Source organism: Agromyces mariniharenae (genome assembly GCF_008122505.1).
Taxonomy (GTDB): domain Bacteria; phylum Actinomycetota; class Actinomycetes; order Actinomycetales; family Microbacteriaceae; genus Agromyces; species Agromyces mariniharenae.
The window spans coordinates 484,098-499,090 of the sequence record NZ_VSSB01000002.1; the positions used below are offsets into that span (position 1 = coordinate 484,098).

Below are 14,993 nucleotides of genomic sequence, written 5' to 3' on the forward strand. Positions count from 1 at the left end.
AGCATGACATGGCAGTGACATCCGAACAGGCCCTGTGGTTCCAGGACGCCTTCTCCAAGCTGGTCGACAACGTCGACCAGGCGATCCTGGGCAAGCGCGAGGTGATCGAGCTCGTGCTCATCGCCCTGCTGAGCGACGGGCACGTGCTGCTCGAGGACTTCCCGGGCACCGGCAAGACCGTGCTCGCGAAGTCGCTCGCCAACACGCTCGACGGCTCGAACTCGCGCATCCAATTCACGCCCGACCTGCTCCCGTCGGATGTCACGGGCGTCACGATCTACGACCAGGGCAAGGGGCGCTTCGAGTTCCACCGCGGGCCGATCTTCGCGTCGATCGTGCTCGCCGACGAGATCAACCGCGCCAGCCCGAAGACGCAGTCGGCGCTGCTCGAGGTGATGGAGGAGGGCCGGGTCACGGTCGACGGCGTGAGCTACGACGTGGGCTCGCCCTTCATGGTCATCGCGACCCAGAACCCCGTCGAGCAGGCCGGCACCTACTCGCTGCCCGAAGCGCAGCTCGACCGGTTCCTCATCAAGACGTCGCTCGGCTACCCCGACCACGACACCGCGGTCACGCTGCTGCTCGACTCGGCGAACCGCGCCCGCGCCACCAGGGTGTCGCCCATCATCGCGGCCAGCTCGGTCACGACGATGGCGCAGCTCGCGTCGGAGGTCTTCGTCGACGCGGCCGTGCTCGGCTACCTCAATCAGATCGTGTCGGCGACGCGCGAGCACCAGGACTCGGCGCTCGGCGTCAGCATGCGCGGGGCGCTCGCGCTCGCCCGCACCGCCAAGACGTGGGCGATCGCGCATGGACGCACCTACGTGACGCCCGACGACGTGCGCGAGCTCGCGGTGCCCGTGCTCGCGCACCGCATCATCGTCGATCCCGAGTCGGAGTTCGCCGGCGTGACCGCCGAGGACATCGTGGGACGCGTGCTCGTCGAGGTCGCACCGCCCGCCTACCGGGCGGCATGAGCGGCGCGTCGGGAGCCGAGGCGCCCGCCCCGCCGGCGGCGCCCTCGCAGGCGCGGATCGCGGCGCGGGCCGTCGGGCGGTCGGTCGCGGCATCCGCCCGCTCACTCGGAGCGCACGCGGCGACGGTCGGCCACGCCGTCGCGCGGTTCGCGGCACCGGTCACGGGCGTCGTGTCGACCACCGGATGGCTCGTGCTCGCGGCCGCGGCCGTGTCGCTCGTGATCGCGTGGGCGTTCGGCTGGATCGAGTTCGCGTTCCTCGGCTTCACGCTGCTCGCCGCCGTGCTCGTGTCGATCGGGTTCGTGTTCGGCCGCATGCACTACCGCGTCGGCATCGAGCTGCAACCCGCGCGGGTGGTCGCGGGGGAGCGGGCGCTCGGCCGCCTGCTCGTGACGAACGCGGGCACGTCAGCCTCGACGCCGTCGCGGCTCGAGCTGCCCGTCGGCGCCGGCCTCGCCGAGTTCGTCGTGCCGTCGCTGCCGCCCGAGGGCGAGCACGAGGAGCTCTTCGCCGTGCCGACGAACCGCCGCGCGGTCATCGTCGCCGGCCCGGCCGTCTCGGTGCGCGGCGACCAGCTCGGGCTGCTCCGCCGCACGGTGCGCTGGACCGACCCCGTCGAGCTCTTCGTGCACCCCGTGACCGCGCGCCTGCGTCCGTCGGCGGCGGGCCTCGTGCGCGACCTCGAGGGCGAGGTCACGAAGACCATCACGAACAACGACATCTCGTTCCACGCACTGCGCGCCTACGAGCCGGGCGACGCGCTGCGCAACGTGCACTGGCGCACGTCGGCGCGCACCGGGCAGCTCATGGTGCGCCAGTACGAGGAGACTCGCCGCTCGCAGCTCATCCTGGTGCAGCCGACCGACCGCGACCAGTACGCATCAGACGACGAGTTCGAGCTCGCCGTGTCGGTGCTCGCGTCCCTCGGCGTGCAGGTGATCCGCGACGCCACGCGCCTGGCCGTGGTCACCGAGTCCCTCGCGCTCCGCACCGCGACGCCGACGGCGCTGCTCGACGACACGTCGCGCATCGAGCCGACCCGGCGCGCGTTCCCGAGCGTCCGCGACTTCGTGCGCGAGGCCACGAAGCGGCTTCCTCCGCCGAGCGTCGTCATCACGGTGGCCGGCTCCCTCCTGCCGGTCGCCGACCTGCGCACGGTCGAGACCGTGTTCGGCCCCGACACCGAGATCATCGCGTTCCGAGCCGAGCTCGGCGCGGCATCCCGCATCACCCGCATCGCGGGCAGCACCGTCGTCACCGTCGGCGACCTCTCCGAGCTCCCGCGGCTCGTGCGGAGGGTGCGCCCGTGACCCGACTGCCCCGCACCGCCGTGACCGACATCCTCGCGCTGAGCCTGCTCTCGCTGCTCGGCATCGCCGGCTACGAGACCGCGTTCGGCGGGCTGAACTTCCTCGTCGCGGCCGTCGCGGGTCTCGTCGTCGGCACCCTCGCCGCGGTGGCGGGCGCCGCATGGCGCTTCGGGGTCGTCCCGACCGTGCTCCTCGCGATGGCGGGCTACCTGCTCGTCGGCACCCCGGTCACGATGCCGGATGCCGCGCTGTTCGCCGTGCTGCCGTCGCTCGAGGGCCTGACGGGGCTGGTCATCGGCCCGGTCTACGGCTGGGCCGACATCGTCACCATCGGCACGCCCGTGGAGGCGCCGTACTACGTCGCCGTCGTACCGTACTTCGCGGCGTGGCTCGTCGCACTGGTCGGCACGCTCCTCGCGACGCGCTGGCTGCCGCGGCGGCGCACGGCACTGCGGGCGAGCGTGCTGCTCATCGGCCCGGTCGTGCTCTACCTGTCGGGCGTCCTGCTCGGCACCGACGAGGCGTACCTCGCGGCCGTGCGCGGCGTCGCCTTCGCCGTCGTGGCGCTCGTGTGGCTCGCCTGGCGGCGCGGGGCGACGGTCGAGTCGAGCGGCGACGGCGCCGCTCGACTGCGCCGCCAGAAGGTCGCCGGCACGTCGGCGGTGGTCGCCGGCGCCATCGCGATCGGCGCCGTCGCGGGCATCGCACTGGCGCCCGTCTCGCCCGACCGGTTCGTGCTGCGCGAGGAGGTCGTGCCGCCGTTCGACCCGCTCGAGTTCCCGAGCCCGCTCGCGGGGTTCCGCCACTACACGAAGGACCTCGCCGAGGCGCCGCTCTTCGAGGTGACGGGGCTCGAGCCGGGCGACGTCGTGCGGCTCGCCACCATGGACGCGTACACCGGCCGGCTCTGGAACGTCGCCGGCCCCGACGACGTCGGTCCCGACGGCGGCGGCTACGCGATCGTCGGCGCGACCCTGCCCGAGCCGCTCCTCGCGACCCTCGGCAGCGAGCGGCACGTGCAGGTCCGCGTCGAGGGCTACGGCGACGTGTGGCTGCCCACGGTCGGCTACGGCGAGACGCTCGCGCTGCAGGACCGGGGCACGAGCGACCGCGCCGGCGACCTGCGTTACAACCCGGCGGCCGGCACCGCCGTGCTCACGAGCGGCCTCGCGGAGGGCGCGGCCTACGAGCTCGACACCCGCATGCAGGTCGAGCCGGAGACCGACGAGCTCCTCGAGGTGCCGGTCGCCACCCTCGCGATGCCGGCCGTGCAGAACGTGCCCGACGTGGTGGCGGCGAAGGCCGACGAGTACGTCGGCGACGCGACCACGCCGATCGAGCAGCTGCGCGCCATCGAGACGGGCCTGAAGACCAACGGGTTCCTGAGCCACGGCCTCGCCTCCGACACCGTGCCGTCGCGGGCGGGCCACGGCGCCGACCGCATCATCGAGCTGTTCACGCGCACGCAGATGGTCGGCGACGAGGAGCAGTACGCCTCGGCGATGGCGCTCATGGCCCGGCACCTCGGCTACCCTGCTCGCGTCGTCATGGGCTTCGCGCCCGAGGTGCGCGAGGGCGAGGCGGTCGAGGTGCTCGGCGGCGACGTCACGGCGTGGGTCGAGGTGCCGTTCGAAGGCGTCGGCTGGGTCTCCTTCCGCCCGACGCCCGACCAGGTCGACGTGCCGCAGGAGCAGACGCCGAAGCCGAAGTCCGAGCCGCAGCCGCAGGTGCGCCAGCCCCCGCGCTCCGAGGACGAGGAGGAGCAGCTGCTCACGACGGTCGAGATCGACGACTCCGACGACGACCGCGATCGCCCGTTCGCCCTGCCGGGCTGGGTGTGGGTGACGTTCGCGTCCGTGGGCATCCCCCTCGCGATCGTGCTGCTGCCGATGCTCGTCGTCGCCCTCGTCAAGGGCGACCGTCGCCGGCGCCGGCGCAGCGGCGCGAACGACCGCCGCGCCGCCGGCGCGTGGGAGGAGCTCGTCGACCGGTACGCCGAGCTCGGCTTCGAGCCGCCCGTGCAGGGCACCCGGCTGCAGGCGGCACGTGCCCTCGAGCGGCAGGTCGACGAGCAGGGGCTCGGGTCGGCGCTGCCGTCGACGGTCGGCGTCGGCCGGGCGGATGCCGCGACGCGAGCGCCTGCGGCAGCGCCCGTCCGGCTCGCCACCCTCGCCGCCACGATAGACCGCGACGTGTTCGGCGGCGCCGACGTGAGCGACGCGGTGGTCGACGACCGGTGGACGGCCGCGGATGCCTCGACCGACGCCGTGGCGCGCGCGGCGGGCCGCCTGCGGCGCCTCGTCAGCCGCTACCGGCTGCACCGCCGGCGCTAGAGTGATGCCGTGGATTCGCCGGACTTCATCGTCCCGCCGCCGGGGCTGATCCCGTCGGCGCCGCCGCCGAGCGAGGAGCCCGACCGCACCGTGCGCGACGTCCCACCGCGGTCCCTGCCGGCCTTCCCGCCGCCTCCCGGCTCCCGCCCGGCGGTCGTGCCCGTGGCGCCGCCGTCGCGAGACGGCGTCGAGGCGGTCGAGGAACGCGTCGAGGCGGTCGAGGAGCGCGTCGAGGCCCCGACGCCGACCCCGCAGCCCGGGGCCTGGCGACTGCGCGCGCCCGGCGGGCTGGAGGTGCTGCTCCTGCGCCCGGTGGTGCTCGGCCGCGATCCGTCGGCCGACGCGACGCGACCGGATGCCGCCGCGATCCCGCTCGCCGACCCGGCGCGCTCGGTCTCCAAGACGCATGCACTCGTGGAGGTCGTGGACGGCCGAGTGACCGTGACCGACCTGCACTCGACGAACGGCACGCGCGTGCTGACGCCCGACGGCGAGGCTCGCGAGCTCGACCCGGGCGTGGCATCCGAGGTGGCCGGCGGGTCGACCCTGCTGCTCGGGGAGTTCGCCGTGCGCGTGGATCGGGCGCCGCTCCACACGGTGTAGCCTGAGATGGTGCGTGCTCCGCGACTTCTCCTTCGGTGCCGCGGCGGGGCCTCGTTCTAGGCCGATCCCGTCGCGGAGTTCGTCGTCGGCTGACCGCAGATCCTGAGGAAGCGAACGCATGGAACACACACCCGCGAACGGCGTGACCACGCTGGAAGCACGACCGCGCACCCTGGCCGAGAAGGTCTGGGACGCCCATCTCGTGAAGAGGGGCGAGGACGGCACGCCCGACCTCATCTACATCGACCTCCACCTCGTGCACGAGGTCACGAGCCCGCAGGCCTTCGACGGCCTGCGCGTGGCCGGTCGCCCAGTGCGGCGGCCGGACCTGACGATCGCGACCGAGGACCACAACACCCCGACGCTCGACATCGACAAGCCCATCGCCGACCCGACGAGCCGCACGCAGATCGAGACGCTCCGCCGCAACGCCGCGGAGTTCGGCATCCGCCTGCACTCGCTCGGCGACAAGGAGCAGGGCATCGTGCACGTCGTCGGCCCGCAGCTCGGGCTCACGCAGCCGGGCATCACCGTGGTCTGCGGCGACTCGCACACGTCGACCCACGGCGCGTTCGGCGCCATGGCGTTCGGCATCGGCACGAGCGAGGTCGAGCACGTGCTCGCGACGCAGACGCTGCCGCTGAAGCCGTTCAAGACCATGGCGATCAACGTCGAGGGCGCGCTGCGCCCCGGTGTCACCGCCAAGGACATCATCCTCGCGGTCATCGCGAAGATCGGCACGGGCGGCGGCCAGGGCTACGTGCTCGAGTACCGCGGCAGCGCCATCCGCGCGCTCTCGATGGACGGCCGCATGACCATCTGCAACATGTCGATCGAGGCCGGCGCGCGCGCCGGCATGGTCGCGCCCGACGAGACGACGTTCGCCTACCTCGAGGGCCGCGCACACGCCCCGCAGGGCGCCGACTGGGACGACGCCGTCGCGTACTGGCGCACCCTCGCGACCGACGAGGGCGCCGAGTTCGACGCCGAGGTCTTCATCGACGCCGACGCGCTCGAGCCGTTCGTCACCTGGGGCACGAACCCGGGCCAAGGCGTCTCGCTGAGCGAGGCCGTGCCCGACCCGGCGACCATCGACGACCAGCACGAGCGCGCAGCCGCCGAGCGCGCGCTGGAGTACATGGACCTCGCGCCCGGAACGCCGCTGAAGGACATCCACGTCGATGCCGTGTTCATGGGCTCGTGCACGAACAGCCGCATCGAGGACCTGCGGGCGTTCGCGTCCATCGTGCAGGGCAAGAAGAAGGCCGACGGCGTGCGCGTCATGGTCGTGCCGGGCTCCGCCCGCGTGCGCCTCGAGGCCGAGGCCGAGGGCCTCGACAAGGTGTTCGAGGAGTTCGGCGCCGAGTGGCGCTTCGCGGGCTGCTCGATGTGCCTCGGCATGAACCCCGACCAGCTCGCGCCTGGGGAGCGCTGCGCCTCGACGTCGAACCGCAACTTCGAGGGCCGGCAGGGCAAGGGCGGCCGCACGCACCTCGTGTCACCGCTCGTGGCGGCCGCCACGGCCATCCGCGGCACGCTGTCGAGCCCGTGGGACCTGCAGAACGACGGGGAGGGACGCTGACCATGGAGAAGCTCAGCACCGTGACGGGCGTGGCGGTCCCGCTGCGCCGCTCGAACGTCGACACCGACCAGATCATCCCGGCGGTGTTCCTCAAGCGGGTGACGAAGACCGGCTTCGACGACGCGCTCTTCCACGCGTGGCGCCAGGACCCCGACTTCATCCTCAACGACCCGGCCTACGCGGGCGCCCGCGTCCTCATCGCCGGGCCCGACTTCGGCACCGGATCGAGCCGCGAGCACGCCGTCTGGGCGCTGCGCGACTACGGCTTCGACGTGGTCATCAGCTCGCGCTTCGGCGACATCTTCCGCGGGAACTCGGGCAAGCAGGGCCTGCTCGCCGCCCAGGTCGCCTATGAGGACGTCGAGCGCCTCTGGGAGGCCATCGAGGCGGAGCCGGGAATACCCGTCACGGTCGATCTGGTTGAGCGTACGGTGAGCGCGGGCGCGCTCACGGTGCCGTTCGACATCGACGACTACACTCGGTGGAGGCTTCTCGAAGGGCTCGACGACATCGGGCTCACCCTCCGGGACGAGGAGTCGATCGCCGAGTTCGAGTCACATCGCGAGGCTTGGCGGCCGAAGACCCTCCCCATCCGGGAGCCGGCAGAATCAGGGAGTCTGTGAACACACTCGGGCAGGACGCCAAGAACCACGCGACGGCAGTCGGATTGAACGTCGACCGCATCACGATCAACGGCGGCAAGCCGCTGCGCGGTCGCATCGAGCTCAAGGGCGCGAAGAACCTCGTCACGAAGGCGATGGTCGCGGCCATCCTCGGCGACACCCCCAGCGTGCTGAAGGACGTGCCGAACATCAGCGACGTCCGCATCGTGCGCGGCCTTCTCGAGGTGCACGGCGTCAGCGTCACGCACGGCGTCGACGAGGGCGAGCTCATCCTCGACCCGTCGGCCGTCGAGTCGGCGCACATGGCCGACATCGACGCGCACGCCGGCTCCAGCCGCATCCCGATCCTCTTCTGCGGCCCGCTCCTGCACCGCCTGGGCGAGGCGTTCATCCCCGACCTCGGCGGATGCCGCATCGGCGACCGCCCGATCGACTTCCACCTCGAGGTGCTGCGCAACTTCGGCGCCATCGTCGAGAAGCTCCCGAGCGGCATCCGGATGTCGGCCCCCAGCGGCCTGCACGGCGCCAAGGTCTCGCTGCCCTACCCGAGCGTCGGCGCGACCGAGCAGGTGCTGCTCACCGCGGTGCTCGCCGACGGCATCACCGAGCTCTCGGGCGCGGCCATCGAGCCCGAGATCATGGACCTCATCAACATCCTCCAGAAGATGGGCGCCATCATCACGGTCGACACCGACCGCGTGATCCGCATCGAGGGCGTCGAGAAGCTGCAGGGCTACACGCACCGCGCGCTCTTCGACCGCAACGAGGCCGCCAGCTGGGCGGCAGCGGCGCTCGCGACCGACGGCGACATCTTCGTCGGCGGCGCCCGCCAGGCCGAGATGCTCACCTTCCTCAACGTGTACCGCAAGGTCGGCGGCGCGTTCGAGATCCAGGAGGACGGCATCCGCTTCTACCACCCCGGTGGCGAGCTCAAGCCGGTCATCATCGAGACCGACGTGCACCCCGGGTTCATGACCGACTGGCAGCAGCCGCTCGTCGTGGCGCTGTCGAAGGCCAAGGGCGTGTCGATCGTGCACGAGACCGTATACGAGCAGCGCTTCGGCTTCGTCGACGCGCTCGTCGAGATGGGCGCGTCGATCGACGTGCACAAGGAGTGCCTCGGCGGCCGCCCGTGCCGGTTCGGCCAGCGCAACTTCCAGCACTCCGCGGTCATCTCGGGCCCGGCCAAGCTCCACGGCGCCGACATCGAGGTGCCCGACCTGCGCGGCGGCTTCAGCCACCTCATCGCGGCCCTGACCGCCGAGGGCCGTTCGACCGTGTCGAACGTCGGGATCATCGCGCGCGGCTACGAGAACTTCATCACCAAGCTGGAGCTGCTCGGGGCGGACTTCACGCTCGAAGGATAATGGGTCCGTGCCACAACAAGACCCGACCGCTGCGCATGCGGCGAAGCCGGGGGCCGAGAAGCGCCGTCCGTCGTTCTTCTGGCTCCTCGCCGCCCTGATCATCCCGCTCTGGAACCTGGCGGTGAAGTACCGCTTCCACCACCCCGAGCGGATGCCGCAGACCGGCGCCTTCGTGCTGTCGCCCAACCACTACAGCGAGGTCGACCCGCTCGTGATGGGCGTCGCCTCGTGGAAGCTCGGCCGCGCGCCGCGGTTCCTCGCGAAGGCGTCGCTCTTCAAGAACCCGGTGCTCGGCTGGGTCCTTCGCACCTCGGGGCAGATCCCGGTGGAGCGCAGTGGCAGCCAGAGCCACGCGGCGATCCGCGCGGCCGAAGACCTCGTCTCCAAGGGCCGCATGGTCATCGTGTACCCAGAGGGTTCGCTCACGCGCGACCCCGACCTGTGGCCCATGCGCGGCAAGACGGGCGCGGTGCGGATCGCGATCGAGCGCGGCATCCCGCTCGTGCCCGCGGCACACTGGGGCACGCAGCAGATCCTCCCGCGCTACGGCAAGAAGCTGAGTCTCTTCCCGCGCAAGAGCGTCGACGTCATCATCGGGGAGCCGATCGACCTCTCGTCGTTCGAGGGCAGGCTCGACCAGGCGAGCCTCACGGCCGCGACCACGGTGCTCATGGACGCCATCGCCGCGCTCCTCGCCGAGCTGCGCGGCGAGCCGGCACCCGCCGAGCGCTGGGACCCGGTCAAGCACGGCCAGAAGGAGACCGGTCGCCTCGACCAGGAGGGGACGGATCGCGTTGAATCGTAGGACGGGGCGCCGCGCACCCGGGAAGCGCGTGGCGGTGCTCGGCGCCGGCAGCTGGGGCACCACGTTCGCGAAGATCCTCGCCGACGGCGGCGCCGACGTCATGATCTGGGCGCGCCGGCCCGAGCTGGCGCGCGAGATCCAGGAAGCGCGGCGCAACAGCGACTACCTCCCGGGCATCAACCTGCCGATCGGCCTGCGCGCGACGAGCCGCATGGACCTCGCGCTCGCGGGCGCCGAGCAGGTGTACGTCTGCGTGCCGAGCCAGACGCTGCGGCAGAACCTCATCGCCGCCGAACCCCACCTGGGGGCCAACGCCGCGGTCATTTCGCTGATGAAGGGCGTCGAGAAGTCGACCGGCCACCGCATGAGCGAGGTCATCGCCGAGGTGCTCCCCATCGCCGAGTCCAACATCGCGGTGATCTCGGGCCCGAACCTCGCGCTCGAGATCGCGAGGGAGCAGCCGACGGCCGCCGTCGTGTCGTCGACGAGCCTCGAGACGGCGCAGTCGGTGGCCTCCATCTCGCGCAACAAGTACTTCCATTCGTTCGTGAACACCGACGTGATCGGCACCGAGTTCGGCGGCGTGCTGAAGAACCTCATCGCCGTGGCGATCGGCATCGTCGACGGCGCGGGCTACGGCGAGAACACCAAGGCCTCGATCATCACGCGCGGCCTCGTCGAGATGACCGACTTCGCGGTCGCCTACGGCGCGCACCCCGACACGCTCTCCGGTCTCGCGGGCCTCGGCGACCTCATCGCGACCTGCCAGTCGCCGCTGTCGCGCAACAACACCGCCGGGCGCCTGCTCGGCCAGGGCTACAAGCTGCCCGACGTGGTCAATCGCATGCAGCAGACCACCGAGGGCCTCGCCTCGGTGGGCCCGATCCTCGAGCTCGCACGGGCGAAGGGCGTGGAGATGCCCATCGTCGAGCAGGTCCGGCAGGTGCTCGCGGGCACGCTCGCCCCGAAGGACATCGCACCGCACCTCACGACCGACGACGAGCCCCAGGGCGAAAGGACATTGGATGGACAAGCTCAGGGTGGTTCTGCTGTTCGGCGGGCGTTCAAGCGAGCACTCGATCAGCTGCGCAACGGCGGGCGGGATCCTGGGGGCGATCGACCGTGACCGCTACGAGGTGATCCCGGTCGGGATCACCCGCGACGGCGCCTTCGTGCTCGAGGCCGACGATCCGGCCCGCTACGCCCTCGACCCGGCGCACCTGCCCGAGGTCGTCGACAACGGCACGCGCGTGCGCTGGCCCGAGAGCTCGGCATCCCGCGAGGTGCGGGTCACGGATGCCACGGGCGAGCGCTCGCTCGGCGACGTCGACGTCGTCCTCCCGATCCTGCACGGCCGCTTCGGCGAGGACGGCACCGTGCAGGGCCTGCTCGAGCTCGTCGGACTGCCCTACGTCGGCAACGGCGTGCTGGCGTCGGCGATCGGCATGGACAAGCACGTGACGAAGACGGTGCTCGAGGGCGCCGGCATCGCCGTCGCCCCGTGGGTGACGCTCACCCGGGCCGCCCTCGCCGAGGAGCCCGAGCTGTGGCAGCGCCGCGTGCACGGACTCGGCCTGCCGGTGTTCGTGAAGCCCGCCCGCGCCGGCTCGTCGGTGGGCGTGAGCAAGGTGTCCGACTGGTCGGAGCTGCACGCCGCCCTCGACGTCGCGTTCGCGGAGGACCGCACGGTGCTCGTCGAGGCCGCGGTCGTCGGCCGCGAGATCGAGTGCGGCGTGCTCGAGGGTCGCGACGGCCAGGGCCCGCGCGTGAGCGTCGCCGGCGAGGTCGTCGTCACCGGCCGCGACTTCTACGACTTCGAGGCGAAGTACCTCGACGCGCCCGGCGTCGACCTCATCTGCCCGGCCGACCTCGGCGACGGCGAGCTCTTCGAGCTCCGCCGCATCGCCCGTCGGGCGTTCGAGGCGATCGGCGGCGAGGGGCTCGCCCGGGTCGACGTGTTCCTCACCGACGAGGGCTTCGTCGTCAACGAGGTCAACACGATGCCCGGATTCACGCCCATCTCGATGTTCCCGACGTGCTGGCTGAACTCGGGGCTCACGTACCCCGAGCTCATCTCGGAGCTCATCGAGGTCGGGCACGCGCGCGGCAGCCGCTGAGCCTCGGCGCGGGCGGCGCGGCATCCGCTCGCAGCTGTCGACGCGCCGTGCCGCAGCGAGGCGGCCGAGCTCGACGCGCGGGTCGTATGTCCCATGACGAGGGCGCGACCGCGTGCAACGATGGTGGCATGGCTGAAGAACGCGAACCGGTGAAGGTCCTCAGCGACGACGAGTGCTGGGCCCTGCTCGTGGAGAAGGACTTCGGAAGGCTGGCCGTCTCGATCGGCGATCAGCCCGAGATCTTCCCGATCAACTACACGACCGTCGAGGGCGGCGTGCTGCTGCGCACCGCGGAGGGCACGAAGCTGTTCGGCGTGACGGTGAACAACAAGGTGGCCTTCGAGATCGACGACTACGGCGCGACCGACGGCTGGAGCGTCGTCATCAAGGGTCGCGCCCGGGCGCTCGAGAGCGCGGACGAGATCGCCGAGGCGGAGGCGGCGTCGCTCGTGCCGTGGATCCCGACGGTGAAGCGCAACTTCATCCGCATCGACGCCGACGTGATCAGCGGACGCCGCGTGACGTTCGGCCCCGAGCCCGAGGCCGGCCTCGACGCGAGCTGAGGCGGAACGAGGTCGGCCCTCCGCATCCCCGGAGGCGTGTGCGGAGGGCCGACGTCCGGGCCGTGTCGGGTCAGCAGGAGTTGGGTGCGCCCTGGCTCGACGGCGGGTTGACCGTGCACTCGTCCTCGAGCTCCTGCGGCTCAGGACTCGTGTTCGAGGTGTTGCCCTTGGTCTCCGTGGTCGACGTGGAGCCCACGCCGGCCTGGTTGTTGCCGGGGCCTTCGAACGTCTCGCACGAGACCGTTCCGCGGTCCTTCGTACAGTTGTCGGGCAGCGGCGCCGCCATGGCGCCCATGGCGGGCGCGGTGACCAGCAGGCCGGCCAGCGCGCAGGTCGCGAGGATCTTCCGCATGCTTCCCCCTCGGGATGCGGGGCACGTGGTGCCCACGTGGGAGGAGTGCCGGGTGGCACCCCTCGCCGCGCCGCCGGAGGACGGCCGTTCGACTCGGGTGGGCTCGGTCCTCCGTAAGCGAGGATGTCTCAGGTTAGGTCGAGTGCCCACGATCGGACAATCCCCCGGGTCAGGGGGTGCCGGAGGCAGCGGACCGCCGTGACGGCGGCTCAGCCGAGGGTCGCGTCGTCGACGTTCGTGCAGCCGCCTTCGGCGGGGATCGCCGAGACGGCCGACGAGAGGTCGGCGATCGCGGTCGTGCCCGAGACCACGTCGTTGTCGATGAGCACCTCGACCGCCGGCGTGCGCCCGAAGGTCGTGAACAGGTAGCGCGGGGCGTCCGACTCGTCGATGACCCAGTCGACGCCGTCGACGCTCACGCACCGGTCGGTCGTGGGACCGAGGGGCTCGACGCCGCAGCGCAGCAGCACCGATGCGGGGTTGCCCCACGCGCCCGTGCCCTGTGCGTTGGTCTCGCGCTCGGCCTGGCCGGCGACGACGTCGGGCAGGCGCACGATCACGGCGGCGCAGTCGGCGTCGGTCGCCTGCGGCGCGGGGGCGAACGGGACGGCCTGGCTGCAGCCGGCGAGCGCGATCGTCCCGGCGACGGCGAGGCCGAGGGCGAGCGCGACGCGCCGCAGCCCGCGTCGGGTCAGGGGTGCTGTGGGGTGGGGCATCGCCGTTCAGGCTACCGTGAGAGGCATGGAACGACCTGCGCGCACCGAGTCGCCGACGATCGGCGAACTGGGCGAGTCGCGCACGCTCGCGCGCATCCTGCCGCGACTCGCGTCGGGGGATGCGGCGCTGCTCGGCGCGGGCGACGACGCCGCGGTCGTGGCGGCCGCCGACGGCCGGTACGTCGTGACGACCGACCTGCTCGTGCACGGACCCGACTTCCGGCTCGCCTGGTCGACGCCGTTCGAGCTGGGCTGGAAGGCGGCGGCCACCAACCTGACCGACGTCGCGGCGATGGGCGCCCGGCCCACCGCGCTCGTCGTCGCCATCGCCGCCCCGCCGACGACGCCCGCCGCCGTGCTCGAGGGCATCGCCGACGGGCTGCACGAGGGCCTTGCGGCGCTCGCGCCGGGCGCCGGGGTGGTCGGCGGCGACCTCTCGGCGTCGACGGTGCTCACGATCGCGGTGACGGCGTTCGGCGACCTCGAGGGCCGCGCGCCGGTCCTCCGCTCGGGCGCGCGCGTCGGCGACGTGCTGGCGCACGCGGGCGCCCGGGGCGACGCGGCCCGCGGCCTGGCGCTGCTCTTCGCCGAGGGCACGGATGCCGCGGGCGAGCCCGATCCCGAACGGGCCGCCGAGGTGCGCGCGCGGCATCCCGAGCTCGTGGCGGCCCAGCTGGCGCCGCACCCGCCCGTCGCGGCGGGCGTGGCGGCCGCTCGCGCGGGGGCGACCTCGATGCTCGACGTCTCCGACGGACTCGCCCGCGACGCCCGGCGCATCGCCGAGGCGAGCGGCGTCGGCCTGGACTTCGACGGCGAGGCGCTCGGCGCCGACCTGCGCGTCGCGTTCGCCGGCGCGGAGGACCACGGCCTGCTCGCGACGTTCCCGCCGGGTGTCGAGCCGCCCGCGCCGTTCGAGGTCGTCGGCCGGATCGTGCCCGCCCCGGGCGAGGTGCTCATCGACGGACGCGGGATCGACGCCGAGGGCTGGGACCCCTACTCCGGCTGGGACGGCCGCTCGGGCTGAGCCGCCGCCCACCACAGCGTGGTCTCGCCGTAGTCGCGGCGCCGCTCGGGCGCGATGCCGGCCGGCCACCGCGGCTCGGGCGACCGCGAGCTCCGCTCCACCACGACGACCGCGTCGGCCGCGAGCAGGGGCGACAGCAGCTCGAGGTCGTGCGCGAGCGCGGCCTCGCCGAGGTCGTACGGCGGGTCGATGAACACGAGGTCGAACGGCCCCGTCGCCGACTCGAGGTACGACGCGACGCTGCGCATGGCCACCCGGATGCGCGGCCGATGGCCCCGCGCCGCGCGCGTCACCGCCTCGGCGTTCCGCCGGCAGATGTCGGCGGCCGGCTTCGCCTTCTCGACGAGCACGACCTCGGCCGCACCCCGGGACGCCGCCTCGAGGCCGAGCGCGCCAGATCCGGCGTAGAGGTCGAGCACCGCGACACCGTCGACGGCGTCACGTGCGTCGAGGGCCGAGAAGATCGCCTCGCGCACCCGGTCGCTCGTGGGACGCGTGCCCGAGCGCGGGACGGCGAGGGAGAGCGAGCCGGCGAATCCGGCGATGATGCGGGTCATGCTTCCCGCAGCATATCCGCGCGGTTGCACGGTGTCATGCCGACGCGAGCACGTGCCCGGCGCT

General features: G+C 72.6%; 15 protein-coding genes. 12 read left to right on the plus strand and 3 right to left on the minus strand.

The genetic code is table 11. The features are described 5' to 3' along the window. The first annotated feature begins 8 nt into the window (after positions 1 to 8). The 11 genes from FYC51_RS15535 (at position 9) to FYC51_RS15585 (ending at position 12,280) form a co-directional block, all read left to right on the plus strand. The gene (locus FYC51_RS15535) at positions 9 to 977 is read left to right on the plus strand and encodes an AAA family ATPase (RefSeq protein WP_187432693.1); all 969 of its coding nucleotides are present in this window, start codon (positions 9 to 11) and stop codon (positions 975 to 977) included. Further along, positions 974 to 2,287, plus strand: a complete 1,314-nt coding sequence (locus tag FYC51_RS15540; protein ID WP_148734692.1) for a DUF58 domain-containing protein — start codon at positions 974 to 976, stop codon at positions 2,285 to 2,287. Before FYC51_RS15535 ends, FYC51_RS15540 begins: the two co-directional genes overlap by 4 nt. Continuing rightward, the gene (locus FYC51_RS15545) at positions 2,284 to 4,620 is read left to right on the plus strand and encodes a transglutaminase domain-containing protein (protein ID WP_148734693.1); all 2,337 of its coding nucleotides are present in this window, start codon (positions 2,284 to 2,286) and stop codon (positions 4,618 to 4,620) included. Before FYC51_RS15540 ends, FYC51_RS15545 begins: the two co-directional genes overlap by 4 nt. 9 nt (positions 4,621 to 4,629) lie before the next feature. Further along, positions 4,630 to 5,223 carry an FHA domain-containing protein gene (locus tag FYC51_RS15550; RefSeq protein ID WP_148734694.1) on the plus strand — a complete coding sequence of 198 codons (594 nt, stop codon included), beginning with the start codon at positions 4,630 to 4,632 and terminating at the stop codon, positions 5,221 to 5,223. A gap of 118 nt (positions 5,224 to 5,341) precedes the next feature. Beyond that, positions 5,342 to 6,805 carry a 3-isopropylmalate dehydratase large subunit gene (leuC, locus tag FYC51_RS15555; protein ID WP_148734695.1) on the plus strand — a complete coding sequence of 488 codons (1,464 nt, stop codon included), beginning with the start codon at positions 5,342 to 5,344 and terminating at the stop codon, positions 6,803 to 6,805. Positions 6,806 to 6,807: 2 nt separating this feature from the next. After that, positions 6,808 to 7,428, plus strand: a complete 621-nt coding sequence (gene leuD, locus FYC51_RS15560; protein ID WP_148734696.1) for a 3-isopropylmalate dehydratase small subunit — start codon at positions 6,808 to 6,810, stop codon at positions 7,426 to 7,428. Continuing rightward, a complete protein-coding gene (gene murA, locus FYC51_RS15565) occupies positions 7,425 to 8,795 on the plus strand; it encodes a UDP-N-acetylglucosamine 1-carboxyvinyltransferase (protein WP_148734697.1) in 1,371 nt (456 codons plus the stop codon). Before leuD ends, murA begins: the two co-directional genes overlap by 4 nt. Positions 8,796 to 8,802: 7 nt before the next feature. Beyond that, positions 8,803 to 9,600, plus strand: coding sequence for a lysophospholipid acyltransferase family protein (locus tag FYC51_RS15570; protein ID WP_238476413.1), 798 nt, complete (start codon positions 8,803 to 8,805; stop codon positions 9,598 to 9,600). A gap of 34 nt (positions 9,601 to 9,634) precedes the next feature. Continuing rightward, complete coding sequence (locus FYC51_RS15575; protein WP_148735356.1) at positions 9,635 to 10,726, plus strand: NAD(P)H-dependent glycerol-3-phosphate dehydrogenase; 1,092 nt, start codon at positions 9,635 to 9,637, stop codon at positions 10,724 to 10,726. Continuing rightward, positions 10,626 to 11,717, plus strand: coding sequence for a D-alanine--D-alanine ligase family protein (locus FYC51_RS15580; RefSeq protein ID WP_148734698.1), 1,092 nt, complete (start codon positions 10,626 to 10,628; stop codon positions 11,715 to 11,717). Before FYC51_RS15575 ends, FYC51_RS15580 begins: the two co-directional genes overlap by 101 nt. A gap of 128 nt (positions 11,718 to 11,845) precedes the next feature. Further along, complete coding sequence (locus tag FYC51_RS15585) at positions 11,846 to 12,280, plus strand: pyridoxamine 5'-phosphate oxidase family protein (RefSeq protein WP_148734699.1); 435 nt, start codon at positions 11,846 to 11,848, stop codon at positions 12,278 to 12,280. A 70-nt stretch (positions 12,281 to 12,350) separates the two neighbouring features. On the opposite strand, the gene FYC51_RS15590 is transcribed toward FYC51_RS15585, so the two are convergent. Then, positions 12,351 to 12,632: a hypothetical protein gene (locus tag FYC51_RS15590; RefSeq protein WP_148734700.1), complete on the minus strand. Its 282-nt coding sequence runs from the start codon at positions 12,630 to 12,632 to the stop codon at positions 12,351 to 12,353. A gap of 209 nt (positions 12,633 to 12,841) precedes the next feature. After that, the gene (locus FYC51_RS15595) at positions 12,842 to 13,348 is read right to left on the minus strand and encodes a DUF3515 domain-containing protein (protein ID WP_148734701.1); all 507 of its coding nucleotides are present in this window, start codon (positions 13,346 to 13,348) and stop codon (positions 12,842 to 12,844) included. Between the two features lie 25 nt (positions 13,349 to 13,373). Between FYC51_RS15595 and thiL the strand changes: the two genes are divergently transcribed. Next, the gene (thiL, locus tag FYC51_RS15600) at positions 13,374 to 14,372 is read left to right on the plus strand and encodes a thiamine-phosphate kinase (RefSeq protein WP_148734702.1); all 999 of its coding nucleotides are present in this window, start codon (positions 13,374 to 13,376) and stop codon (positions 14,370 to 14,372) included. On the opposite strand, the gene rsmD is transcribed toward thiL, so the two are convergent. Next, positions 14,342 to 14,929, minus strand: a complete 588-nt coding sequence (gene rsmD / locus FYC51_RS15605; RefSeq protein ID WP_148734703.1) for a 16S rRNA (guanine(966)-N(2))-methyltransferase RsmD — start codon at positions 14,927 to 14,929, stop codon at positions 14,342 to 14,344. The two genes, thiL and rsmD, sit on opposite strands and share 31 nt — an antisense overlap. Positions 14,930 to 14,993: the final 64 nt, after the last annotated feature.

Bases quoted from the DNA above. Each gene is read 5' to 3' on its own strand.
- FYC51_RS15535 (WP_187432693.1), top strand. From the start codon at position 9: ATGGCAGTGACATCCGAACAGGCCCTGTGGTTCCAGGACGCCTTCTCC.
- FYC51_RS15580 (WP_148734698.1), top strand. From the start codon at position 10,626: ATGGACAAGCTCAGGGTGGTTCTGCTGTTCGGCGGGCGTTCAAGCGAG.
- rsmD (WP_148734703.1), bottom strand. From the start codon at position 14,929: ATGACCCGCATCATCGCCGGATTCGCCGGCTCGCTCTCCCTCGCCGTC.
- FYC51_RS15585 (WP_148734699.1), top strand. From the start codon at position 11,846: ATGGCTGAAGAACGCGAACCGGTGAAGGTCCTCAGCGACGACGAGTGC.
- leuC (WP_148734695.1), top strand. From the start codon at position 5,342: ATGGAACACACACCCGCGAACGGCGTGACCACGCTGGAAGCACGACCG.
- FYC51_RS15590 (WP_148734700.1), bottom strand. From the start codon at position 12,632: ATGCGGAAGATCCTCGCGACCTGCGCGCTGGCCGGCCTGCTGGTCACC.
- thiL (WP_148734702.1), top strand. From the start codon at position 13,374: ATGGAACGACCTGCGCGCACCGAGTCGCCGACGATCGGCGAACTGGGC.
- FYC51_RS15540 (WP_148734692.1), top strand. From the start codon at position 974: ATGAGCGGCGCGTCGGGAGCCGAGGCGCCCGCCCCGCCGGCGGCGCCC.
- leuD (WP_148734696.1), top strand. From the start codon at position 6,808: ATGGAGAAGCTCAGCACCGTGACGGGCGTGGCGGTCCCGCTGCGCCGC.
- FYC51_RS15595 (WP_148734701.1), bottom strand. From the start codon at position 13,348: ATGCCCCACCCCACAGCACCCCTGACCCGACGCGGGCTGCGGCGCGTC.